Raw genomic sequence first — 23,094 nt, forward strand, 5'->3', positions numbered from 1 at the left:
TTCGGGATGGATAATATAGTATTAATCAAGCAGGATTTATCTTTGTCTGTCACTTTATAATACTTTGTTCAAAAAAACTGTTATCTGAAAATAAAAAATGACGGTTCCCGGAGGAGCCGTCATCAAATATGCTGTTTGAATTTCCTATTTTTTATAACCGAAGTCGGGGATGCTGTTCCAGCGCTCACTCAGGTAGCGGGCTGCCATCTTCGGTTCCCTTTCTCTTGTGAATACTCCCTTCTTGTTCCCCTGGACACGGTTGATGCCGAATTTCGTCTGGAAATCAGCAAAGTTCCATAGCTGTTCGCCGACGAAATTATCAATCTCATCAAATACTTTGCTGTTCATCCTGTAGTAGTCTTCCTGATATTCCTCGCTGAAAGGTTCTCCGTACGGGCTGTGGAAGCCCGCCACTGTGTCAGCACCGTATTCGGTGTACATGATTGGTTTATCAGGGTATTTTTCCTGCCATGCAAGCAGTTCTTTGCGCGTCTTCGCTTCTGCGGTCTTAAGATCACCGGTATCCAGATACCAGCCATAATATCTGTTCAGCGCAATGACATCCAACAGATCGGAGCATTGATCCGATTCCGGCGTCGCCATCATGATGTAGACATTCGTGAGCGGCCGTTTCTGTGGATCCAGTTCACGTGCCAGATTGAACAATGGCTCAAAGTATTCATGTGCCCCGTTGGCATAGGTAGCTGCTTCATTGGATATCGACCACATTACGACGCTTGGATGGTTCTTATCCCGGTCGATTAGTTCACGTATGACCTGCTCATGTGCATCGGAAGTGTTCATCACTTCCCATGTGCCATCCTTGCTGTCCGCTCCATTCTCGAGTATGGAAAGGTCGAAACTGAAGGAGCCGAACAGACCTACGGCAGGGGTTTCATCGATGACGACGATGCCTTCACGGTCGCACAGACGCATCATTTCATCGGAATACGGATAATGTGAGGTCCGGAATGAATTCGCCCCCATCTTTTTCATCAGGTTGATGTCGAGCACATTATAGGCTTCATTTAGCCCCCGTCCGTTGACATAGGTGTCTTCATGTTTACCGAAGCCTTTGAAATAGAAGGGCTCTCCATTGATCAGGAACCTTCCACCTGCGACTTCCACTTTACGTACACCAAACTGTTCGTCATATACATCGGTTGTCTCGCCTCCCTTGATTCCTTCCACTTTCGCAGTGTAGAGATAGGCATCAAGCGGCTGCCAGAGAGCAACGTCATCAATAGCCACGCTGACGGTGTTGCCTGAGCTACGCCCTGCCTCATTGCCCTCTTCATCGATGATCGTCACAAGCACCTCATCAAAATCACCTGCTGTTTTTACATCAACTTTTACATCAGCACGCCTTTTGTCAAGATCGACCTCAGGTGCAATGGAAATATCTTTTATATAATCTTTCGGCGTTGTATAGAGGTGTACGGGACGATGAAGGCCGGCATAGTTGAAGAAATCGAAGTTTTCATCCACTTTCCTTACCAGGTTCCCCTCTTCATCACTGTGCTCACTGTAGTTACCCACAGGCAAAGTCGTGTAATCCAGCAGATTAGAAAGCCGCACCGTAAGCCGGTTCGTTCCCTGTTCAAGGAATTCACCGATTTCAACTTCGAATGGTGTGAATCCACCTTTATGATGCGTCACCTCTCGGCCATTCACGTATACCCATGCTTCATGGGTCGCTGAACCAAAGCGCAGAACAACACGTTTTTTCATCAGGGGGGTTGCAACTTTGAACTCCCTTTCATACCATGTATAACCACTGTGTTCCCGTATTTCCTTTGTCACTGTCTGATCATTGAATGATGCAGGCACTGCCATGACCTCTTCCGCCGGCAGCGGTTCTGCCGGATTGACTGCTTCCACTTCTCTGTCGATCATGAATTTCCATACGCCGTTCAGGTTCATCACTACACGGCTTTCAGTATCAATTGGATACAGCATTATTCATTTCCTCCATTCAGGTTTTGAATTATTCTCTCTACTGTTATTATAGAATACCCACCATCTTGTGATTAGCATTTTATTTGCTATAATAGCATTTATATTACTTATTTTTTTGAAAATAAGGAGGAATAAGAATGACCGATGATATACATGATGATTTTATGAAATCCAGCCGAATCATACACCATACAACAAAAATGGATGTCACCCTGACAGACAGAAAGGGTAAAATCATGCAACAATACAGTAATCATGCCATCCCATCCGTCCTTGGCAGAACCGCAGATGATTATGTATATATCAATGGAGTGCTCATAGATGAATCTCCCAATAAATACCTGCACTACACCAATCTTTACGGTATCGAATATATAGCGGCCGGCGTATACAGATCCGATGGATACATTGGCGCCATGATAATCGGACCATTCATCTCCGGCATTTCAATCCTCGATTTTGTACAGGAGGTCATCGCCGAAAATAACCTGCCGATCGGGGAGCGGAAAGAACTGGAACAGTTCTACCAGTCACTGTCTGTTTTGGATGAAATGGATACAAACCACTTTGGAAACCTTTTGGTAAACCTGGTAACCGGAGGTTATATTGAAGCGCAGCCAGCCGGTACCAGTGCTACTCATCCGGTCATCGATTATGAACAGGTAGAATTGACCAGAGAGGAATACAAAGAAACCATTGAAAAAAGATACCATCATCAGAATAAGATGATGGAGGCCATCCAAAGAGGCGATAAAGAAGGCGTGGAAAAGGAACTGGACACCATGATGGATATATTCGTGGGCTTTTCCGACCGGATACCCGGCAGCCCCATACGATCATCCAAAAATATGGCACTGGTGTCCAACACAAGTTTCAGGGTCGCCGCAGAAAACAGCGGTGTGCATCCCATTTATCTTCACATCATCTCTGAAAGATTCGCCATACTGATAGAAAAGACTGACACACTGACCAATTTAAAAAAACTGATTACTTCCATGGCGAATGAATACTGTGATCTTGTCCATTCCTTTTCAACAGGCGGCTACAGCCCCCATGTCAGAAAGGCGATGGATCATATCATGATGAACCTCGGAGAAACGCTCACTTTATCCGGTATTTCAGAAAAGCTGCATATCAATCCCTCCTACCTCTCCAGAAAATTCAGGGAGGAAACAGGTATTTCCATGACAGGATTCATTACGGAGAAAAGGATGGATGAAGCGAAGATCTATCTCAGGAAGAGAAAACACTCCATAACGCATATCGCATTGCTGCTTGGATTCAATGATTTGAATTATTTCAGCAGAGTCTTTAAAAAACATACCGGACTCTCACCGAGGCGGTATGCTGCAAAGGCATAGAAATACCGCTTTGATGTGCATCAAAGCGGTATTTGAGAGCCGATCATCTGAACACCAGGCCGCCGTCAGTGACAATAGCCTGACCGGTTATATAATCAGAATCATCGGAAGCCAGGAATGACACCAGGTTTGCCACATCTTCCGGCTCCTGCGGCCTTCCGAGAAGGATATCTCCCGAGAATTCCCTGAAAGCATCACCGGGTTTCATATGATCGTAGTATTTGACCATTTCCTCATCTATCCGGTCCCACATGGCTGTACCTGCCACACCCGGACAGTAGGCGTTGACCCTGATATCATATGGGGCAAGCTCCTTCGCCGAAGAATGGGTGAACGATTTTACGGCGTGCTTTGTTGCCGAATATGTCGAGAGCATCTCATATGATTCATGCCCCGCGATACTGCAGGCATTGATGACTTTTCCTTTAGTCTTCTGTTTCCTGAACTGTTCCGCAGCCGCCTGGGTGCCGAATACCACACCGTTCACATTGATGGAGAATGCCTTGTTCAGCTGCTCTTCATCCACATCAAGAAACGGCGTGACAACATCGATACCTGCATTGTTGACGAAGACATCAAGCCTGTCGAACGCCTCCACCGCCCGTTGCACAAGCAGAAACTGATGTTCCTTTTTGGAGACATCTCCCTGAACACCAATCACATCAAGTCCTCTCCCCTTGATCTCCTCCACTGTGGAATTGACCGCTTCTGCATTGATATCATTGACGACAACTTTAAAACCATCTTTTGCCAGACGTTCTGCAATCCCCTTACCAAGACCACCGCCCGAACCGGTTACAACAGCAACTTTAGACATAATGATCCCCTCCGTTTTTTTATCTTCCAATTCAATTATAGTCAATAATGCCCATTGCCTCAATGATATATCAGAAAATTCCGCCAAAATAAGTATTTGACATTTTCATCAATACCATGTAAATTAGAGTCTAGTGATTTACATAATGACTCCGTAGCTCAGCGGGAGAGCGCTTGCTTGACATGCAAGAGGTCGGTGGTTCGAAACCACTCGGAGTCACTAAAGAAGCATCCGGAAAAATTTCCGGATGCTTTTTCTATTGAATCGGCTATTTAAATTAACAGGGTCAGACAAACGAGTTGCCGAGCACGCTGTTTACATCGTTTACGACGACGAAGGCATTCTCATCGTACTTTTTGATCAGCCTTTTAAGCCTGACCAGCTTGGATTTGTTGATGACGACGTAGAGGATATCCTTTTCCGTCCTTGTATAGAAACCTTTGCCGTTAAGCATTGTCACACCGCGGCCGATTTCACTGTTGATCAGTGTACCGAGTGCCTCGGGCTTTTCTGAAACGATTGTAACAGCCTTTTTCGGATTCATGCCTTCGATGATGAAATCCATCACTTTGACCGCAATATACATTGCAGTGACAGTGAGGAGCACTTTTTCGACTGTAAGGACCGTCAGACTGAGCAGGATGACGATGAGATCGACCACCAGAATGGCAGTTGCTATTTTTACATCCAGGAATTTATGGGCGATCCGCCCGATTATTGCCGAACCGGCCGTCGTTGCGCCGATACGGATGACAAGACCATTGCCAAGCCCAATGAACAGGCCGCCGAATATGACGTTGAGCATGATTTCATCCGATTGGATCGTCCATGTTTCAGTCAGTCCCAAAAACATGGACATCATGATCACTGCAAATATCGTGTAATACATCGCACGTCTCGAAAGGTACCTGAAACCCACTATGAGCAGGAGGCCATTGAGTATCAATGTGGATATGGCCGGTGATATATCAAACGCGTACAGAAGGATAATTGCCAGTCCTGTGACGCCCCCTTCACCCAGATTACCTGCAATCATAAAAGTATTGACACCGATGGAAAAAAGGAATGAACCCAATATCACGACAGCAATATTTATCAACGTCTGTACCGTGACCCTCGGTGTCATGTAGATCCTCATCTTTTCAAAATTGATTCTTCTGCGTTTTCTTCTATTCTTCACAATTACCCTCCTTTAAATCGCTTGAGTACCGCCGATTCATGATAAGGGAGAATGCATGTAAATTGCAACTCTTTTTTTGTATTCCTAATTGTTTATATTTTCAATAAAACAACCACCCAAAATTTTATCGCCTTTCTTTGACAAATTCTTCGATTGCTTTTATACCGATGAACTGCATTTTTAATTTGTTCATCGATGGTATCAGGAAGTTCAGGATTTTGGTATTAAACGCGAACCTTCCGTATCGAGCACCGTCTCGTCATTCCATCTCATATTTTCCTCCCACCAATCATTCTTTAAATATTAATCCAATTCATTCTCATCTGATGAATTGAGAATTCCCTTTTTTCATATCCCCTCTATCTGTTTGAACTATTTAATATTCGTGCCGTCACAGAAAGGACAGGCAGTTCGATCAGCGGTCCGATGACAAGAGCGAGGGCGATCAGTGGTTCGTCAGCAAATGCAGTGACGGCAATGGCCAGTGCAATCGGTGAATTCCTCGCCATGGTGGTCATTATCAGGCTGACAGTATCGGCCCGCCCGAATTTCATCAGGCGTCCGGCCAGACTGCTTACGAAAAATGTCACCAGGAAAAACAACAGGACCGGAACGAGCAGCAGCAGGACAATACTTGGATTGCCTGTCAACGCATCCCTTTCTGATGCAAACATGGCCATTACGGCAAGGGCCAGAAAAATGATATTGAACTGTCCGAAGAATGGGGAAACCTTTTCTTCGATAACATTTTTTCGTCTGCCGGAAAGGGTGAGTCTGGCGGCTGACGCGAGCACCATCGGCACAACGAGCACAAGCAGTATGCTCCCCAGTATATCTCCCGGCCCGACTGTTTCATATGTACCGAAAAACATATAGAGATATACAGGCAGAAGTATGACCTGGATCACCAGGTTGACCGGCAGCAGGGACGTGGACAGTGCAGTATTGCCTTTCGCCACTTCCGTGAATACCAGATACCAGTCGGTGCACGGTGTGACCATGAGCATGATGAAGCCGATCCAGAGCATAGGGTGGCCAGACAGGAACACCGCTCCGATACCGTAGGCAAGAAGAGGTGTCCATATAAAGTTTATTATCAGTGAGGTCCAAAAAAACCGCACTTTTTTAAATGACAGCACAATGTTTCCAAAGGGCATCATTATGAAAAGCCCGAAAAGCATGATCATCAGAAATGGTAATATAAAAATCCCTGCATACTTCTGTATGACAGGGATTCCTCCGACCATCAGCCCCATAAGCACTGCCGCCATGATGATGAATGACTGATATTTTTCAAGTGTCTGCATGGTTACCCCCGCTTCTCCGATTGATGAGGCGCATCACTGGTCATCTCCAAAATCTGTCATTATCTTTTTTATCTTCAATATTAAAGTCGACCAGCTTTCTGATCAGTTCATAATTCATCGGTTCATTCCATGTCATCCTGATGACATTATCCGTGTAACTGTGACCAGCTTCTTTGATTTCCGGTTCAAAATGTTTGATTGCCACAGTTTCCGGCGCAACGGATACATGTTTTTTGGATACGCTGAAAGCGATGATGAAGGTGCCGTGATCTGTGAACATAGGCTGATTCCATTTAACCGTCTTTCCCAATCCACGATATTCATCCGAAATCCACTGCAGCACTTCCTCAATTTTGAACCGCGCTTGCTGATCATCCAACTTGTCCAGAAAATCTTTGAATTCTTCCATCTTCTTTCCTCCCTGCTACTTTTATGAAAGCAGTTCTTCTATGTGCCATGACTCTCTTTTGTACAATTTAAACATGAAGAACATCAGTATCACCACTGCAAAAATCACGCCGTTTTCTTCTATTTCATCGTCCATTGCTACGGTAATCTTTTCAGGTGAATATTCAGTGATTACAGCGGCTTTTCTGCGGTCGATGAAAACATCCATGTCGCCCTCTTCATCCTCTTTTATATACATATGGCGTTCCCCGATATGCCCCTTCACCCTGAATCGCAGCAGGTTTTTTCCCGCCTTTTCCTTGAGGAACATTGCCGTTTCTCCGGCAGCAATAATGTAGTTGGCGATATTCAAATCCCTGAACTTGCGCCGTTTCAACCCGACAATCACTTTGGAGCCCTCTTTGGAAGTAAAAGAATACGTATGTTTTTCTTCACATTTCCTCAGTACGTCTTTCTCAATGGACCCGGCTGACCCGCCCTTATCATCGACTATCTGGACAAGCCTGTGATCGTCCGCTTCAATAGTGGCCTGGAACTGGTATTCTTTCATAGCTGCCTCCTCAAACCTTTAACCTGTTATTCATCAGTTGCTTCAATTATAAACATATTGTCCCGGGCTTCAAAGCCTAATCACCGACAAAAACAAAAGAAGTCCGGCCGTATTTTCGGCCGGACACTGGCGCTATATCATACAAACTCTTCGTACTCATTCGGATGCTGACCTTCCACTCTTCCCTCTTCACCTTTATCAAGGGAATCAATCTCTTTTACATCTTCGTCGGTCAGCTCAAAATCGAAGACATCCAGGTTCTCCCTCTGATGCACCGATGATGATGACCTCGGAATGACGAGTACATCATTCTGTACATTCCAGCGTACGATGATCTGGGCAGGCGATTTACCATGCTTTTCTGCAATTCCCCTGATTGTCTCATTTTCCAGAACATCATTGATTTCCCGGCCGAAGGGACTCCATGCCTCCGGAACGATTCCAAGCCGCTTATTATCTTCAACAAGTTCATTATTGTTGAAGTAAGGGTGTCTTTCGATCTGGTTTGTGGCAGGTGTGACGCCTGTCTCATCAATGAGTTTCTCCAGATGTTCCGTCAGGAAGTTGGATACACCGATGGTCTTTATGAGACCGAATTTCCGCGCATCTATCAGGGCCTGCCATGCTTCCACATATTTCCCCTGCTTCGGCAGCGGCCAGTGAATCAGATATTTGTCGAAATAGTCGATGCCGATACGGTAAAGGGATTCCTGAATCATCCGGATTGCCTGATCGTAATCATGTGCCGCACCCGGCAGTTTTGAATTGATGATCAGCTCTCCCCTCGGGACGGTCGTGCGGCGGATCGCCTCTCCGACAGCCCCTTCATTATTATAATTGGTTGAAGTGTCGATAAGACGGTATCCATTCTCCTCTATCGCAGTCACAATACTGCCGACGCCCCGCGCTCCTTTCAGGCTGATGGTGCCAAGACCGATCGCAGGGGTGCCAGTGCCGTCATTCAACGCATATCTTTTTATATTTCCCATTGTAGATCTCCTTTCTAATGACTATGATGAGATAACTCTGCTGTTTATATTAATTCCTCAGAATCTGTCCTGCTAAACAACATCTTCCTATGTCTTTCCCCTGGTCTTTACCATTGTGGAGTTAAGCAGGTAGGATTCTTCATACTTCAATGCCAAATCAGCAATGAAGATATGAACAGATTCAGGTTCAAGCCTTTCAAGCAATATCCGGTAAGATTCTTTTTCCGAAGCGTCTGCCTTATATTTGAAGTGCCCCCATGCATGCTGCAAGAAGTTCCTCATATGCTTCTCGTCATATTTCTTTTCATATGCCTCATCAAGCAGTAGTCTGAACCTGGCAACGGACATGTTTTCCCTCTCTTTTAACAATTCACGGATTTCATCGTAGATTTTCCGGCTTTTTGATAGAACAAAATACTTCTCTTCTGCCCAAACCTGTTCTATCATACTGACATCTTTCTTTGTCAGCCCCACTTCCATCATACGACCGAGAAAAGAACGCATGTACATATAATGACGGAGAAGGGGCATATTTCCATTTGGCTGATATCCCAACGGCGCATTCATGGGGTCCAGGTATTTCACTTCCCCGCTCCCCGGCCCGGGTCCTACATTTATATACCCCAGATATGTTTTATTCTGTGGTTTATAATCTGTGTGATTCATGTCTTTTTCCGCATACAAAGAAAGCCGCCCATGGTCCATCTCGTAGCGTACTCTGAACTTCAGGTACTCCTTACCATAACTATGGGTCGAATAGTACATCTGGTTCATGCCGGTTTTCTTCGGCATACACCGGATGATCCTGCCAAAATGCCTGTACAATTCCCCGGTTCTGAATATATCGATAAAACGGCGTGGCGTCCTATGCTTCAGGAAAAAATGTATTCTGTAGAATAATGCAACCGCCTCTTTTGGCGAATCAAAAGGGAAATAGGGAAAGTTGACAGCAATGATATCAACCGGCCTGAGTGGGTGATGGAATCTTATAGAACATCCTTTGATATTGACAAGCCGAGCCGGCATACGGCTGGAACTGGAGGCGTTAGACAGACGGATGAGCGCATGCGCAACATCCCCGAAAATCGCCATTCCCGCATCATTCAGTATCACTTCCCCCTTATGATATTTCCCTTGGGCATGTGCCCTTTTTGCACCAAAATCGTGTACATTGAACCTCTCCACCAGATCGATAATGATATCTCCTGAGGTTTTCATCTGCATCCCTCCTCTTTATCCGCTTTTATGACGCTCTCCTTATTGTATATTCATTTCTACCCTTTCTGTTATCGTCTACTCCCACGGGTACTAAAAAACGGATTGCCATAAAAAAACAGGCCAAAACAGGCCTGTTCGTATTTCCAAAGCTATTCATCAATTCTTCTGAGCAGCGACACAACCTCCACATGTACAGTATGAGGGAACAGATCCACCGGCTGCACCTGTTCGAGTTCGTATCCGAACTCTCTGAGCCACGTAATGTCATCTGCAAAAGATTCCGGATTGCAGGAAACATAAACCACCCTGTCAGTCTGGAGTCTCCCGATTCTTCTCATCACTTTTCCGCCGGCACCGGAACGCGGCGGGTCAAGCATAAGCAGATCCGGCCTCCCCCACGTTTCAAGTACTTCGTCCATGCCGCGCCTCGCATCTTTGGCCAGGAAGAACGTATTCTCTATGCCATTGTCGGCAGCATTCCTTTTTGCGGATTCGATGGATGTTTCCACGATTTCAATGCCGGCAAGCTCTTTCACCCTCGAAGCAAACGGGAGGGAAAAGGTTCCGACTCCGCAGAACAGATCGATCATGCGTTCATCTTTTCCAGCATCTGCCATCCCGATCGCCAGATCCACAAGTTTCTCTGCCTGTACCGGATTTGTCTGGAAAAATGTATCGAACCAGATCCGGTATTTATAACCGTACATCTCATCATTGATGTAATCCCGGCCATAGAGTATATGGGTTTCCTCGGACTGGGCCATATCCGCCCATTCCCTGTTTTCCATCCACATCAGACTTTTGACGTTGTCAAACTTCTCCGTAATCCTTCTGATCAGATTGTCCACCGCTGCCTCGAGCGGGCCACCTGGTGATTCGGTCGCAAAGACGGCCAGCATGAGTTCATCCGTCTTCTGCGACTGTCTGACCATCAGATTGCGCAGAAGTCCAGTATGTTCATCTTTATCATAGCCGCTCAAATTGAATTCTTTCCGCCACCTTGACACTTCGAGCATCGCTTCAACCATTTCGTTTCCAGCAATCAGGCATGTATCCAGATCAATCACTTTCCGGAAATTACCGAGTTCATGCATGCCGAGAGAACCATCACTGCCGAAAGTGAACTCCATCTTGTTCCGGTATTCCCACGGGCTTTCTGCACCGATTGCATCTTTGACGACCCCGGTATCAAAGCCATGCCGGCTGAGGAAGCGCTTGACCTCTTCTGTCTTATACCGCAGCTGGCTGCCATAGGACCAATGCTGCCAGACACATCCACCGCACAGTTCAAAATGCGGACAGGCCGGTTCGATCCTCTCGGGGCTGGCCTTTACAATTTCATCAGGCAGGACCCGCGCTTTCTTGCGGTTTGGGTTCGAAACCGTCACCTTCACCTCTTCACCTACCAGCGTCTGGGGCACGTTCAATTTAAGCTTCCGGGGATTGTTACCCCCTGTATCCCGCCAGACTGCGCCCATGCCGGATCCCTTTTTATCCAGTTTCTCTATCGTCACAGTATGAGTTTCAAAATCCTGTTTCGCCACACCAGCAACTCCTTAATATCAATTGCTCAACTTTATGTTCAACTGCTCTATCCATTTTATAGAGTACAGGCTGTATTGGCAATACGTTTCCGCCTGTTTCACCATCCCTAGATCCAGAATCTAACCAGCAGGCCGATCGCAAGGCCGAACACACCATGGCCGAATGTCCAGTAGAACCATGCGGAAGCATCATTCCAGGCCGGTGGTGTCTCTGTGAGTGCGCTGAGGAAATAAAGAATTCCGCCGCCTGCTGCAAAAACCAGTATATACGGCCACACTGCCATCTCCCAGCCGAAAGGGATGAGGAGATAGAAAAGTATGACAGCGCTGGCGATGCAGGTCGCATAATGGAACAGGATGCCGGTGATCCAATAATCACTCCATTTTTTGAGGAACGGCATATAATCCATATTGTAGAGCAGTATATCCGCCCTGCTCCCGGTCATCAGGCGGACGGCTTTCATTATACCAGCGAGAATGACACCGGCAATGATCCCTATAAGAATGAGTTTTATAAAAATAATCATCTCAAGCCTCCAAATTAAAGTATAGTTCAAATATACCCGCCGGAAACCATATTTATCGTACAATCAATCTGATTTTTGGATTATTTACTTTATAAATGCCAAAATGGAAATAAGAGAGGTGATTTCAGTTGGGACAATTGAACCTTGATGAATATGAGGATAATATAAAGCTTTTTGATCCATTCGTGCCGGAAGAAAGTGACATCACGCAAAAAACCGGACTTACAGACGATATACTTTTCATCCTGAGGAATGAAAAGGCGGGCACGCAGGATATTGAAATACCTGAAGACTACAAAGCAAAAAGAAGACTGGTCAGGGCTTTGCTGAATATCAGACAGCCGCTGCCGCTGGACAAAGAAATGATGGCGAAACTGGATACACTGCTCCAGATTGAACTGGAGGAAAAAGCGCTCATTGAAACAGAGCAGATTGAGACGGTCCGGAAGCAATATCCTGATTCCTCGATATCCCAGGCCGATAAAATGGCACTCTGGACGGGCGATATTACCGCTGTGCGTGCAGATGCAGTGGTCAATGCCGCAAACAAAGCGCTGCTCGGCTCCATGCAGCCGCTCGGTGCCAGTGTGGATAATGCCATCCATTCAGCCGCCGGCCCCATGCTCCGTGATGACTGTGCGGAAATCATCCATCTCCAAAAGAATGAAGAGCAGACCGGTGATGCAAAGATTACAAGAGGCTACAACCTGCCTGCAAAATATGTCATCCATACTGTCGGTCCTGCCGTAGAACAGGGCGGCGGCCTTACGGAAGGGCATCAGGAACTGCTCTCTTCAAGCTACATTTCCTGTCTTGAACTCGCAACGCAGATGGATGATATCAGGACACTCGTTTTCCCTTCAATCTCAACCGGCGAATCGGGTTTCCCGGTGCAGCAGGCTGCAGAAATTGCAGTCGGCACTGTAAATGAATGGCTTGAGAAAAACGATCATCATTTCAGCAAGATCATATTTGATGTGGATGGAGAATTTCACAGGGAGATATATTTGAATATACTGGAAAAATGATGAACCTCCGGGGCTCCCGGAGGTTCATTCACGTCCATTCTTCGATAGGCCTCAGCTTTGCTTCTATCTCCCCGCGCTCCGGCTCCAAAAACGGCGGCAGATCCAGGTGATCCCCCAAATCTCCGACAGATGAATCTGCAGTGAATCCCCGTGCTTTTGGACCCACGATTTCAAACATGACACCGTTGTCTTCCCTGAAATACAGACTTTCGAAATAATATCTGTCCTTCACTCCGGTCGTCCTGTACCCTTTCTCCTTCAAAAGCCTGTCCCATTCTTCAAGCGGTCTGTCTGCCGAATGGATGGCCAGGTGATGGACACTGCCTTTTCCCGGGCGTTCTTTATCAGCGCGGGATTGCCTTATCAGTATTTCCCCGAACACTTCACCTTCCACAGACTGCATGACTGCGGTCTCATCATTTTCTCCGGCCTTCTTATATCCAAACAGGTCCTCAAGCAGACTGACGAGGGATTCTTTATCCTCCACAGTCATTTCAACTGTGCCCATGCCAAGGATCCGGTGTTCCGCTTCAACATCATTTCCTCCCCACGGGGACCATTCATCGGGGACGAGGTCTCCCTCATGGTTGATCAGGATGAGTTTCAGCCCTTCCCGGTCTCTGAAAACCAGTGAATCCCTGCCGGCATAATGGCCGATGCCCTCATTTTTCACTTCAAGCCTGTCCAGCCTCTCCTGCCAGTACAGAAGTGAATCATGGGAGGGGACGAGCAGCGCGATTCCGGAAATCGAGTCCGTCCCTTTGCGGGTAGCTCCGATATTCGGTATCTCGAAGAATGTCAGGTCATTGCCGGCACTGCCGGTCCTGTCACCGTAGAATACATGGTACATTCCCGTATCCCCCTGGTTCACAGATACTTTCACCCGCCTCAATCCGAGCACTGCCGTATAGAAATGATTATTTTCTTTCAGATCTTTTGTAAACATGGATATGTGATGATGTCCTCTGATCATTGAACGACACCTGTCCTTCCTTGTTATTTGGTGATGCTCATCCACGGCCGTCCGTTCTCCCAATGCACTTTCACAGGAATCTTATATACTTTGGACAGCAGCGTATCGGTAAGCACTTTCCTTTTCGGACCGCCGGCCGTAATTTCCCCGTCGCGCACAAGGAGGACATGGGTGACTGCATTTGTTATTTCCTCAATGTGATGTGTCACATACAGCAGATGGCTGGATTTCCGTGCGACGTGTTCAGCAATATCCAAAACATCCTCACGTGCCAGGACATCAAGCCCGGAACAGGGCTCATCAAGTATTAGCAGTTCCGGGTCCGCCATCAGTGCACGGCCGATCAAAACTCTCCGCTGTTCCCCCTGTGAAAGCAGATTATAGGTCTTATCCTTCAAATACAGGAGCCTGAGCTCTTTCAATATCTTTTCCGCACGCTTCCGGTCTTCTGCAGTAATTTCACGGTACAGGCCAAATGAGGCATGCTTCCCGCTGATGATGATATTCATTGCCGTTTCACGGTCCATTGTCTGGGCAAAGCGGCCAAGAGAGCTGCTGACGTAGCCGATCCTTTTGCGCAGTTTTGGAATACTCGCTTTGCCGAATTCAGTATCCAGCACTTTGACCTTTCCTGCAGTCGGATAATTATAACCGGTGACAATGTTCAGGATGGAGGTCTTACCGGAGCCGTTCAGGCCCAGGATCGCCCAGTGTTCACCCCTGTCCACAGTCCAGTTGATATCCTTCAGTATTTCAGCGCCGCTTCTTCGCCAATAAACATCTTCCATGGTGATGATCCTGTCCATATCGAGCACTCCCGCTTCAAATCAGATTCACATCTTAAACTTCAATATACATAAAAAGACGGCAGAATCAAAGTCTGCCGTCTTTCAATCATTCATCAAATAAGTTCATGCTCAAATATCGCTCTCCTGTATCCGGAGCTATGGCCAGGACACGTTTCCCCGGTCCCAGTCTTTTTGCGACCTCGATCGCCGCAAAGGCGGAGGCGCCGGCCGATGGTCCCACGAAGATGCCTTCCTCCCGTGCCAGCCGTTTGAACATGTCCACTGCATCTTCGTCTGCAATCTGTATGATCTCATCGAAAACATCCGTATTCAATATATTCGGAATGAACCCCGGACTCGTTCCCACAAGTTTATGCTTCCCGGGTTCACCGCCCGAGAGCACCGGTGACCCTTTCGGCTCCACAACCGCAATATGGAGTCCCGGAAGATGTTCTTTCAACGTCTCACCCGTCCCCGTGATCGTACCGCCTGTTCCTGCCGTCGCGACGAAGGCCTCAAGATCACTGTCCATCTGATCCAGTATCTCAACGGCAGTGGTGGTCCGGTGAACATCAGGGTTCGCAAAATTCTCGAACTGCTGTGGAATGAAACTGTTGGGTATATCTTCCTGCAGTTCTTTCGCCTTTTGGATGCAGCCGGGCATCTTCTCTTCGCTCGGTGTGAGCACCACTTCTGCACCGTAGGCTTTGAGGAGGTTTATCCGTTCGTTTGTCGAGCTGTCAGGCAGCACAAAAATCGCACGGTATCCTTTTGCTGCGGCATTCATCGCAAGACCGATGCCGGTGTTGCCGCTGGTCGGCTCGATGATGGTCCCGCCCGGCGCCACCAGACCGTCCTCCTCCGCTTTTTTAAGCATGGCGAACGCCGCGCGGTCCTTGACACTCTTGCTCGGATTGAACATCTCCAGCTTGACGAAAACGTCAGCCGCGCCTTCCGGCACCACTTTATTGAGTTTGACAACCGGGGTGTCCCCGATCAGATCCACTATACTATCTACTCTGTTCATGAATTGAACCCTCTTTCACGTTTAATTCCTATTACCATAGTATATTATAAAACTGTGAATGGTCCAAGCAACATTATTTATCCGGCTGCATAAACAGGCTGACCGCCCCGTACAGGGCGGCATCATTGAACAATTCTGCTATTTTAAATTCCGTTTTCAAAAAATCCGGCGGCAGGAATGATTCTATGTGCCTCTTTATGATATCGAGCAGGAAATCCCCCTGCTGTGATATGCCGCCGCCGATGATCACATGCCCGGGATCGAACATGATGATAATCTGCGCCAGCCCTTCTGCCACGTCATGGGCCCAGTCATTGATGATCTTCCTGCTTTGTTCATCTCCGGCTCTGGCCCGTTCAAACAATTCTTCCGTCTCCATTCCAGGTCCCAGGCTCTCCTGCAGCCTCAGCTTGAGTGCGGACGTGGCGGCGCGCTGTTCATAATTCAAACCGGACGGATCTTTGAGCAGATAGCCCACCGCATTTGCCTGGTTGTGCGCGCCGCCGGTCAATCCGCCACTGTAGAAGGCTCCGCCTATACCCGTGCCTAGGGTGATGCAGAAGACGCCATCCTTGCCATGCCCCGCCCCTTTCCACATCTCACCCAGGAGCGCTGCATTCACGTCATTTTCAACATGGACAGGCAGGCCGAACCGTTTGCTCAGATGTGCTTTGAACGGCGTCCCTTTATAACCCGGAATCGTCGGTCCTGCATAGATGATTTCGCCCTTTTCCCTGTCGACGATTCCCGCCGTACTGATGCCGATGCCTCTGATGTCTTCACCCCGGTCCAGTTCCTCCCTGACGAGGGATTCAACTTTGTTGAGTATGCCGTTGTCTTGATTACCGCCCGTTTTTATCTTGTCCCGTACCGAGAGACTGTGATCATCATTCACCACTGCACTCTTGATGAATGTCCCTCCGATATCTACAGCCAGATAGCTCATCGTTTCCACCTAGTCTTTCCTGACGTTGCCGAGGTGCCCAGACAATATCTTTTTGGCACCCTCCGCATCCTTATCAATGATTTTTTCTATGATTTCCCTATGCTCTTTGAGCATCTTCTTTATCTCTTCGCTGCTCAGGTCGATGGATGGTGCAACCTCGAAGAAATAGTTCGTAATGATGCTGGTCATCTGTATGAACAGATCGTTGCCGGTCGACCGAAGGAGCTGCTCATGGAATTCCCGGTCTATTTCCCGGAACCTGGCTGCTGAATCCACTGTATCATACCGTTTCAGAACTGCCTCCAGTGCAGCGAACTGTTCTGCTTCATCATTCCTGATGATTTCATCAATAGCACTGGATTCAAAAATCAGGCGGAGGCTGAGAACTTCTTCGAAGTCACCCCCGTTGATCTTCCACAGAAAGAAGAAATTGCTGAGGAGCTTGTCGATATTCGACCGGCTCAGCGTCGCCCCCTGGCCCTGCCGGATGCTGATCACACCGGTATTCTCCAAATAGCTGAGCGCTTCACGGACGACCGAGCGGCTGACGCCATACATTTCTGTAAATTTACGCTCGGTGGGCAGTTTATCCCCCTCCGAGAGGCCATGCTCTATGATATAGCTTTTTATCTCCTGTATGACAGTCTGCTTCAGGGACTTCCTTTCCGTATTACTGATGGGTTCCATCATCACGGGCCTCCTCCACTTGCCGGATGAATGTGAACACAGGTTCGAGATGTTCTGCGATTAGGCTGTGGGCGCGGACAAGATCCTTTTGCACCAGCGCGGCTATGATATCCTCATGTTCCTCATATGATTTTATGAGAGAATCCCTGGACTGGACCAGATCGATTTTGACCAGCGAGAAATACTCCTGGATCACTTCGGCGAAGTTATAGAAAGTATCATTTCCCGTCTCTTTCATCAGCTGCTGATGGAACTGCTGATCGTACTTCTTGGTATCCTTGCCGGCCAGGATCGCCTCATGGTACCTGCCGTTGATCTCTTCAAAACAGGCCCTGTCGATCTGCAGATCATTTTCTATGATGAGACGGACGGCCCCGAGTTCAATGACCTTCCTGATGTCTGCCAGTTCCCTGAGTTTCACACCGTGGAGCGCATGATGATGTTCCAGTATATTCTTTATCGAGTCGAAACTCGAGTGGCCGACATATACACCGCCCCCCTTGCGCACTTCTACGATACCGATTGAAGAGAGTGACCTCAGTGCTTCCCGGACGACTGTCCTGCTGACTTCAAGCTGCCGAGTCAGTTCTTTCTCCGACAGGAATCTATCTCCCGGCCGCAGGTTGTTCTCTATTATATTCTGCTTTATCCTCTCCGCTGCTATTTCTACCAGAGAAGTCTTTTTAATGACCATATGTCCTCACTCCTGTAATAATCCCATCATACCACACCGTTTTTTGTAAAAAGCGATTTGAAAACGGTTCCTCATTTCCCCTTGACAATATATCAGAGTCACTCTAATATGGGAATTATAAATTGGTCTGACAATATTATATCTTTTAGCGATTGATTTTATCAACTCATAGGAGGAACCAGTGATGAAAGGTTTGTTTACAGCATTGCTCATCCCGTTTGATGAAAACGGACAGATTAAAGAAGAAGGTCTGAGACAGGTCGTAAGACATAACATCGATGTTCAGAAAGTCGACGGCCTGTACGTCAACGGAAGTACAGGTGAAAACTTCCTGCTGACTACAGATCAGAAGAAGTTCATCTTTGAAACAGTCAAGGATGAAGCGAAGGATTCAGTGAAACTGATCGCACAGGTCGGATCCCTGAACCTCGAGGAAGCGGTTGAACTCGGCAGGTTCGCCACAGAACTCGGATATGACAGCCTGTCAGCTGTTACACCATTCTACTATCCGTTTACATTCGAGGAGATCAAATCCTACTACAACACGATCATTGAAGAAACAGGCAACGACATGATCATCTATGCAATTCCCGCCCTCACAGGTGTCGCAATATCCATGGAACAATTTGACGAACTGTTTGCCAACGAAAAAGTGATCGGTGTGAAATATACCGACAGCAACTTCTTCGCACTCGAAAGACTCCGCAACCGCTATCCTGACAAACTGATCTACTCAGGTTTTGATGAAATGCTCGTATACGGTCTGCTTTCGGGAGTCGACGGCGCAATCGGCAGCACGTACAACGTGAACGGTCTGAGATCGCGCAGAATCATGGAGCTTTGCGAACAGAATAAATTCGAAGAAGCGTATGAAGTGCAGCATGAAGCAAACGATATCATCGAAAAGGTACTTGAACTCGGTATCTACCAGACACTGAAAGAAATACTGAACGTCAAAGGCATCGATGCAGGAACGACCAAGAATCCTTTAAGCTCATTCGACCCTTCAAAACGCGGGAAAGTTGAAAAGCTGGTTGAAGATTTCAATCTCTAAATTTTAAGCAAGCCCTACACTCACAGAGTCGGGGCTTTCATAAAAAGCCATATGTAAGCGGTTTATAAAGCTGTTAATGACAGGGGGAACTTAACATGGAAACAACAGGCCTCGGTGCAATAAACTGGCTTGTCATCATTGTTTATCTTATCGGCATGCTCGGTGTCGGCCTTTATTTTACAAAGCGCGCAGGTAAAAGTACGGATTCATTCTTCACAGCAGGCGGAAGGATTCCGGCATGGGCTGCAGGTTTCAGTATTTACGCAACAACATTGAGTGCCATCACATATATGTCCACACCGGAGCAGGCGTTCCTCTCCGACTGGTCATATGCGGCAGGCAACATCGCAATCTTCGCAATCATCCCGATACTGATCTACTTCTATATCCCGTTTTTCAGGAAATTGAATGTGACCAGCGCGTATGAATATCTGGAAGCACGTTTCGGGATATCACTCAGGACGGTCGGAAGTATCCTGTTCATACTCTTCCATATCGGCCGGATTGCGATCGTCGTCTACCTTCCGACACTTGCCATCACGTCCGTTTCCGATATCAATCCGATGCTCGTCGCATCCGTTGTCGGACTGCTCTGCATCATCTACACATTTCTCGGCGGAATCGAAGGTGTCATATGGAGTGATGTCATACAGGGCATCATCCTGCTCGGCGGCGCAGTGCTCATACTGATCCTCGGAATCACATATATCGACGGTGGATTTGGCACGCTTGTCGAGGATGCGATGCGGGATGACAAACTGATCACAACGCAGAACTTCCAGTTCGGAACTGCCGCTGCAGCGATACCGATCATCTTCATCGGATCGATATTCAACAATCTGCACCAGTACACAGCGAGTCAGGATGTCGTACAGAGATACCAGACGACAAGCTCACTGAAAGAGACGAGCAAGTCACTGTGGACAAACGGTGCACTCGCTCTGATCACCATTCCTATCTTCTATGGTATGGGGACAGTGCTCTACAGCTACTTTAATGACATGGGTGGGCTTCCGGAATCCGTCAATACATCAGCAATCGTGCCCTATTTCATCGTGACCACACTGCCTGCAGGCGTGGCGGGACTTCTGATCGCTGCCATATTCGCTGCGGCGCAGTCGACCATTTCATCCAGTCTCAACAGTATTTCAGCTTGTGTCGTCACTGACTTCAAGGGACGTTTCATCGGCAAGAACCAGGCAGTGGATGTAAAACTTGCAAGATGGGCAATCATTCTCTCCGGTGTACTCGGCATGTCCGCCGCCCTCTTCCTCGTATCCACCAACAGGGAAGAGACATGGAATCTGTTCCTCAGCATCACAGGCCTGTTCGGAGTACCGATTGCCGCAGTGTTCGCACTCGGCATATTCACAAAACGTGCCAATACAAAAGGTGTCTGGGTCGGACTCATCGGAGCCGCAATCGCTTCATACTTCATCGGACAGACAAACATGACACCGTTTGCCGTAAGTACATTCGCATTCCTCATCTCATTCGCACTCGGATATGTTGCGAGCCTTATGTTCTCTGCATCACCGAAAAACATCAAAGGCCTCACGATCTACACACGAAATGATGAGTATGCAAAAGAAGAAAAAGAAATCGAAGAGAATATGACAGTCAACGTGGAGAACACATAATCAAGAGCAGGAAGCCGCCTACCGGGCCGACCGGTAAGCGGCTTCTTTTTCTCAAAAATGAGGATCAGCTGCGAATCTGTTCGCTTTATCCAGTCAGCTGTAAATTGTTAAAATGGAAATGAAAAGATGTGAAAGGGATGATTCCATGGCTTCAGACCGCAAAGTGGTCCTGTTCATTGCAGCAACGCTCGATGGCTATATCGCAACGACTGATGATTCATTGGAATGGCTGTTCAAAGTGGAAGGTGAAGGGGATAACGGCACGTCAGAATTCTATGATACGGTGGACACTGTCATCATGGGCAGGCGCACCTACGACTGGCTGCTCGATCAGGAGATAGAGGAATTCCCGTACAAGGACCGCGACTGCTATGTCTACACAAGGTCCGATATGCCGGACAATGAAGATGTGAAGTTCATAAATGGACAGACAAGCGAACTGATCCATTCACTGAAGGAAAAAGAAGGCAGGAATATTTGGATCATGGGCGGTGGCGAACTGATCCATGAATACCTGCAGCAGGGGCTGGTTGATGAAATCACGGTCACAGTGGCGCCAGTCATTCTTGGTGACGGCATCCCTCTGTTCAGGAGCGGGGACTATCATCATGAACTCGAATTCAAAGGCTCCAGGGAATTCAACCAGTTTGTAGAACTGAACTATACAGTCAAAAAGTAGCGGGATAAAAAAATCCAAGGGGGATCCTTGGATTTTTACTGTACAATCATATTTTCTGAAAAGCTTTTGAGCAGTCCGCGCGCTTCATCTGTCGATTTCGTATTCATGAGCGCATTCCTTAACTGCCCCGCCCCGCGGAAGCCTTTGATATATATTTTAAAGAACCGGTGGAGCTGGGTGTAGTTCCGTAGTCCGAGTTCTGAATACTTGTCGTGAAGATCCAGGTGCATTCTCAGAAGATCGAGCAGCTCCTCACTCGTGTGCTCTTTTTGTTCATGTTCGAATGCGAATGGATTTTTAAATATCCCGCGTCCGATCATCACACCATCCACACCGTATTTTTCAACAAGTTCCATGCCTGTCTGGCGGTCCGGGATATCCCCGTTGATCGTGAGCAGCGTATCCGGCGCCACTTCGTCACGGAGCTGCTTTATCGCGGCGATCAGTTCCCAGTGTGCATCAAACTTGCTCATTTCCCTGCGTGTACGCAAGTGTATCGAAAGGTTCGCGATATCCTGCTCCAGAACGTGTCTCAGCCAGTCATGCCATTCTTCGATTTCAGTATAGCCGAGCCGCGTCTTCACACTGACCGGCAGACCGCCGGCCTTGGCCGCCTGTATCAGTTCAGCTGCAACTTCAGGCCTCAGAATCAGCCCGCTGCCCTTGCCGTCTCCGGCAACATTCGGCACCGGACAGCCCATATTGAGGTCGATGCCTTTAAATCCCCGATTCGCCATGCCGATGCTCATCTCGCGGAAATGTTCAGGTTTGTCCCCCCATATATGTGCAACTATGGGCTGTTCATCCTCTGTGAAAGTCAGCCGGCCGCGCAGACTGTGTATGCCTTCAGGATGGCAATAGCTGTCCGAATTCGTAAATTCTGTGAAAAACACATCCGGTTCCGCCGCTTCCGCCACCACATGACGGAACACGACATCCGTCACATCCTCCATCGGTGCAAGCACAAAAAAAGGCCGCGGCAATTCCTGCCAAAAATTCTCTTTCATAACCAAATTCCTCTCCCCGTCATATCCATCCGGTGATTTCAATCATTATATTTTACCTCAGATGCAAATAAAAATCCAGATTCTGAAATCCGGATTTTCATTATTCTATATACCTGTTTTCTTTATATCTGCATCAGCTCATATATCTTACGCACCGTATTCACATTCCTGATGGTCATTTTTTTGTAGATGGTGGTCCCCACCACTTTCGGCAGGCCGCTTTTTGAAAGGTTGGTTTTGGCCACTGACCACAGGAGGGTTCCCGGAATATATTTCACCGTATCCATATCTTTTCGTACCTTCAGATTTTCGAGTATGGAAGCATCATCGATTTCATTCCAGAGGAACATGACATCGCTTCTCATTTCCCTGTCATTTTTCCAAGTATCGGGAAGTGCTCCGATAACCTTTCCGATCTCTTCTCTGCTCCGTATCAGTACTTTGATGTCCAGATCGAAATCGTCAAGTATCGCTGCTTCCAATTTAGAGGCGAGTCCTGATTCCGTCAGCTTGGCATGCGAAAAAATTATATTGCCCGAATTGATATAAGTCACCACATCAGTCATTCCGGCAGTCTCGAATGTCTCCTTGAGCATTTTCATATCTATCTTGTTTTTACCGCCGACATTGATGCCGCGGAGCAGTGCCACATAGATCATACACGGTTCCCCCTTCGTTTTTGGAGCCTGCACGTCTGGCCTGATTGGACAT

The 23,094-nt window shown here is 47.5% G+C and carries 23 protein-coding genes and 1 tRNA gene; 6 read left to right on the forward strand and 18 right to left on the reverse strand.

Translation table 11 applies throughout. From position 1 onward, the window contains the following. Positions 1–144: 144 nt before the first annotated feature. Positions 145–1,959 (reverse strand): beta-glucuronidase, encoded by a 1,815-nt coding sequence (uidA, locus tag WN59_RS08170; RefSeq protein WP_046515563.1) that lies wholly within the window; start codon positions 1,957–1,959, stop codon positions 145–147. A gap of 137 nt (positions 1,960–2,096) precedes the next feature. On the opposite strand from uidA, the gene WN59_RS08175 reads away from it, so the two are divergent. Then, on the forward strand, positions 2,097–3,320 hold the full coding sequence (locus tag WN59_RS08175; RefSeq protein WP_046515566.1) for a helix-turn-helix domain-containing protein: 1,224 nt from the start codon (positions 2,097–2,099) through the stop codon (positions 3,318–3,320). Between the two features lie 43 nt (positions 3,321–3,363). Here WN59_RS08175 and WN59_RS08180 read toward each other — a convergent pair whose 3' ends face one another. Further along, entirely contained in the window at positions 3,364–4,137 is a 774-nt protein-coding gene (locus tag WN59_RS08180) for an acetoin reductase (RefSeq protein WP_046515569.1), read from the reverse strand. 147 nt (positions 4,138–4,284) lie between these two features. Between WN59_RS08180 and WN59_RS08185 the strand changes: the two genes are divergently transcribed. Further along, positions 4,285–4,356 (forward strand) — tRNA-Val (locus WN59_RS08185). 67 nt (positions 4,357–4,423) lie between these two features. Here WN59_RS08185 and WN59_RS08190 read toward each other — a convergent pair. The 8 genes from WN59_RS08190 to WN59_RS08225 form a co-directional block, all read right to left on the reverse strand. Next, entirely contained in the window at positions 4,424–5,263 is an 840-nt protein-coding gene (locus WN59_RS08190) for a YitT family protein (RefSeq protein ID WP_046515795.1), read from the reverse strand. Between the two features lie 413 nt (positions 5,264–5,676). Continuing rightward, the gene (locus WN59_RS08195; RefSeq protein ID WP_046515572.1) at positions 5,677–6,624 is read right to left on the reverse strand and encodes an arsenic resistance protein; all 948 of its coding nucleotides are present in this window, start codon (positions 6,622–6,624) and stop codon (positions 5,677–5,679) included. A 40-nt stretch (positions 6,625–6,664) separates the two neighbouring features. After that, a complete protein-coding gene (locus tag WN59_RS08200) occupies positions 6,665–7,033 on the reverse strand; it encodes an iron chaperone (RefSeq protein ID WP_046515576.1) in 369 nt (122 codons plus the stop codon). 21 nt (positions 7,034–7,054) lie between these two features. Further along, positions 7,055–7,582 (reverse strand): hypothetical protein, encoded by a 528-nt coding sequence (locus WN59_RS08205; RefSeq protein WP_046515579.1) that lies wholly within the window; start codon positions 7,580–7,582, stop codon positions 7,055–7,057. Positions 7,583–7,719: 137 nt separating this feature from the next. Continuing rightward, entirely contained in the window at positions 7,720–8,571 is an 852-nt protein-coding gene (locus WN59_RS08210; RefSeq protein ID WP_046515582.1) for an aldo/keto reductase, read from the reverse strand. An 87-nt stretch (positions 8,572–8,658) separates the two neighbouring features. Beyond that, positions 8,659–9,789, reverse strand: coding sequence for a DUF1722 domain-containing protein (locus WN59_RS08215; protein WP_046515585.1), 1,131 nt, complete (start codon positions 9,787–9,789; stop codon positions 8,659–8,661). A gap of 149 nt (positions 9,790–9,938) precedes the next feature. Then, entirely contained in the window at positions 9,939–11,333 is a 1,395-nt protein-coding gene (gene rlmD, locus WN59_RS08220; protein WP_046515588.1) for a 23S rRNA (uracil(1939)-C(5))-methyltransferase RlmD, read from the reverse strand. A 107-nt stretch (positions 11,334–11,440) separates the two neighbouring features. Further along, positions 11,441–11,860: a hypothetical protein gene (locus tag WN59_RS08225; RefSeq protein WP_046515591.1), complete on the reverse strand. Its 420-nt coding sequence runs from the start codon at positions 11,858–11,860 to the stop codon at positions 11,441–11,443. A 128-nt stretch (positions 11,861–11,988) separates the two neighbouring features. On the opposite strand from WN59_RS08225, the gene WN59_RS08230 reads away from it, so the two are divergent. Beyond that, entirely contained in the window at positions 11,989–12,888 is a 900-nt protein-coding gene (locus WN59_RS08230) for a protein-ADP-ribose hydrolase (protein ID WP_052747350.1), read from the forward strand. Positions 12,889–12,916: 28 nt separating this feature from the next. Here the strand turns inward: WN59_RS08230 and WN59_RS08235 are convergent, their stop codons facing one another. From WN59_RS08235 to WN59_RS08260, 6 genes are all read right to left on the reverse strand, one after another. Continuing rightward, positions 12,917–13,861 (reverse strand): VOC family protein, encoded by a 945-nt coding sequence (locus tag WN59_RS08235; RefSeq protein ID WP_046515594.1) that lies wholly within the window; start codon positions 13,859–13,861, stop codon positions 12,917–12,919. Between the two features lie 23 nt (positions 13,862–13,884). Beyond that, on the reverse strand, positions 13,885–14,667 hold the full coding sequence (locus WN59_RS08240) for an ABC transporter ATP-binding protein (RefSeq protein WP_046515597.1): 783 nt from the start codon (positions 14,665–14,667) through the stop codon (positions 13,885–13,887). Positions 14,668–14,755: 88 nt separating this feature from the next. After that, on the reverse strand, positions 14,756–15,676 hold the full coding sequence (gene cysK, locus WN59_RS08245; RefSeq protein ID WP_046515600.1) for a cysteine synthase A: 921 nt from the start codon (positions 15,674–15,676) through the stop codon (positions 14,756–14,758). Between the two features lie 73 nt (positions 15,677–15,749). Further along, entirely contained in the window at positions 15,750–16,622 is an 873-nt protein-coding gene (locus tag WN59_RS08250) for an ROK family protein (protein ID WP_046515603.1), read from the reverse strand. A 9-nt stretch (positions 16,623–16,631) separates the two neighbouring features. Continuing rightward, positions 16,632–17,312, reverse strand: a complete 681-nt coding sequence (locus WN59_RS08255; RefSeq protein ID WP_046515604.1) for a FadR/GntR family transcriptional regulator — start codon at positions 17,310–17,312, stop codon at positions 16,632–16,634. Continuing rightward, a complete protein-coding gene (locus WN59_RS08260) occupies positions 17,293–18,003 on the reverse strand; it encodes a FadR/GntR family transcriptional regulator (protein WP_046515607.1) in 711 nt (236 codons plus the stop codon). The genes WN59_RS08255 and WN59_RS08260 overlap by 20 nt, the downstream gene beginning before the upstream one ends. A 184-nt stretch (positions 18,004–18,187) precedes the next feature. Between WN59_RS08260 and WN59_RS08265 the strand changes: the two genes are divergently transcribed. The 3 genes from WN59_RS08265 to WN59_RS08275 all read left to right on the forward strand — a co-directional run bounded on the left by WN59_RS08265 (position 18,188) and on the right by WN59_RS08275 (position 21,376). Beyond that, positions 18,188–19,057, forward strand: a complete 870-nt coding sequence (locus WN59_RS08265) for an N-acetylneuraminate lyase (protein WP_046515610.1) — start codon at positions 18,188–18,190, stop codon at positions 19,055–19,057. A gap of 95 nt (positions 19,058–19,152) precedes the next feature. Next, complete coding sequence (locus WN59_RS08270; protein WP_046515613.1) at positions 19,153–20,697, forward strand: sodium:solute symporter; 1,545 nt, start codon at positions 19,153–19,155, stop codon at positions 20,695–20,697. 145 nt (positions 20,698–20,842) lie between these two features. Beyond that, positions 20,843–21,376, forward strand: a complete 534-nt coding sequence (locus WN59_RS08275; protein WP_046515801.1) for a dihydrofolate reductase family protein — start codon at positions 20,843–20,845, stop codon at positions 21,374–21,376. Between the two features lie 35 nt (positions 21,377–21,411). Here WN59_RS08275 and WN59_RS08280 read toward each other — a convergent pair whose 3' ends face one another. Together WN59_RS08280 and WN59_RS08285 are read right to left on the reverse strand one after the other, a co-directional pair. Then, a complete protein-coding gene (locus WN59_RS08280; RefSeq protein ID WP_046515615.1) occupies positions 21,412–22,383 on the reverse strand; it encodes a tRNA dihydrouridine synthase in 972 nt (323 codons plus the stop codon). A gap of 122 nt (positions 22,384–22,505) precedes the next feature. Then, positions 22,506–23,042 carry a DUF1697 domain-containing protein gene (locus WN59_RS08285; protein ID WP_046515618.1) on the reverse strand — a complete coding sequence of 179 codons (537 nt, stop codon included), beginning with the start codon at positions 23,040–23,042 and terminating at the stop codon, positions 22,506–22,508. Between the last annotated feature and the right edge of the window lie 52 nt (positions 23,043–23,094).

The sequence above is a fragment of the Salinicoccus sediminis genome (assembly GCF_000986795.1).
Classification (GTDB): domain Bacteria; phylum Bacillota; class Bacilli; order Staphylococcales; family Salinicoccaceae; genus Salinicoccus; species Salinicoccus sediminis.

Excerpts from the sequence above, each read along its gene's own strand:
- WN59_RS08265 (WP_046515610.1), top strand. The coding sequence starts at position 18,188 with ATGAAAGGTTTGTTTACAGCATTGCTCATCCCGTTTGATGAAAACGGA.
- cysK (WP_046515600.1), bottom strand. The coding sequence starts at position 15,676 with ATGAACAGAGTAGATAGTATAGTGGATCTGATCGGGGACACCCCGGTT.
- WN59_RS08285 (WP_046515618.1), bottom strand. The coding sequence starts at position 23,042 with ATGATCTATGTGGCACTGCTCCGCGGCATCAATGTCGGCGGTAAAAAC.
- WN59_RS08250 (WP_046515603.1), bottom strand. The coding sequence starts at position 16,622 with ATGAGCTATCTGGCTGTAGATATCGGAGGGACATTCATCAAGAGTGCA.
- WN59_RS08275 (WP_046515801.1), top strand. The coding sequence starts at position 20,843 with ATGGCTTCAGACCGCAAAGTGGTCCTGTTCATTGCAGCAACGCTCGAT.
- WN59_RS08255 (WP_046515604.1), bottom strand. The coding sequence starts at position 17,312 with ATGATGGAACCCATCAGTAATACGGAAAGGAAGTCCCTGAAGCAGACT.
- WN59_RS08240 (WP_046515597.1), bottom strand. The coding sequence starts at position 14,667 with ATGGACAGGATCATCACCATGGAAGATGTTTATTGGCGAAGAAGCGGC.
- WN59_RS08175 (WP_046515566.1), top strand. The coding sequence starts at position 2,097 with ATGACCGATGATATACATGATGATTTTATGAAATCCAGCCGAATCATA.
- WN59_RS08280 (WP_046515615.1), bottom strand. The coding sequence starts at position 22,383 with ATGAAAGAGAATTTTTGGCAGGAATTGCCGCGGCCTTTTTTTGTGCTT.
- WN59_RS08225 (WP_046515591.1), bottom strand. The coding sequence starts at position 11,860 with ATGATTATTTTTATAAAACTCATTCTTATAGGGATCATTGCCGGTGTC.
- WN59_RS08270 (WP_046515613.1), top strand. The coding sequence starts at position 19,153 with ATGGAAACAACAGGCCTCGGTGCAATAAACTGGCTTGTCATCATTGTT.
- WN59_RS08200 (WP_046515576.1), bottom strand. The coding sequence starts at position 7,033 with ATGGAAGAATTCAAAGATTTTCTGGACAAGTTGGATGATCAGCAAGCG.
- WN59_RS08260 (WP_046515607.1), bottom strand. The coding sequence starts at position 18,003 with ATGGTCATTAAAAAGACTTCTCTGGTAGAAATAGCAGCGGAGAGGATA.
- WN59_RS08235 (WP_046515594.1), bottom strand. The coding sequence starts at position 13,861 with ATGATCAGAGGACATCATCACATATCCATGTTTACAAAAGATCTGAAA.
- WN59_RS08180 (WP_046515569.1), bottom strand. The coding sequence starts at position 4,137 with ATGTCTAAAGTTGCTGTTGTAACCGGTTCGGGCGGTGGTCTTGGTAAG.
- WN59_RS08195 (WP_046515572.1), bottom strand. The coding sequence starts at position 6,624 with ATGCAGACACTTGAAAAATATCAGTCATTCATCATCATGGCGGCAGTG.
- WN59_RS08190 (WP_046515795.1), bottom strand. The coding sequence starts at position 5,263 with ATGACACCGAGGGTCACGGTACAGACGTTGATAAATATTGCTGTCGTG.
- WN59_RS08210 (WP_046515582.1), bottom strand. The coding sequence starts at position 8,571 with ATGGGAAATATAAAAAGATATGCGTTGAATGACGGCACTGGCACCCCT.
- uidA (WP_046515563.1), bottom strand. The coding sequence starts at position 1,959 with ATGCTGTATCCAATTGATACTGAAAGCCGTGTAGTGATGAACCTGAAC.
- WN59_RS08215 (WP_046515585.1), bottom strand. The coding sequence starts at position 9,789 with ATGAAAACCTCAGGAGATATCATTATCGATCTGGTGGAGAGGTTCAAT.
- WN59_RS08205 (WP_046515579.1), bottom strand. The coding sequence starts at position 7,582 with ATGAAAGAATACCAGTTCCAGGCCACTATTGAAGCGGACGATCACAGG.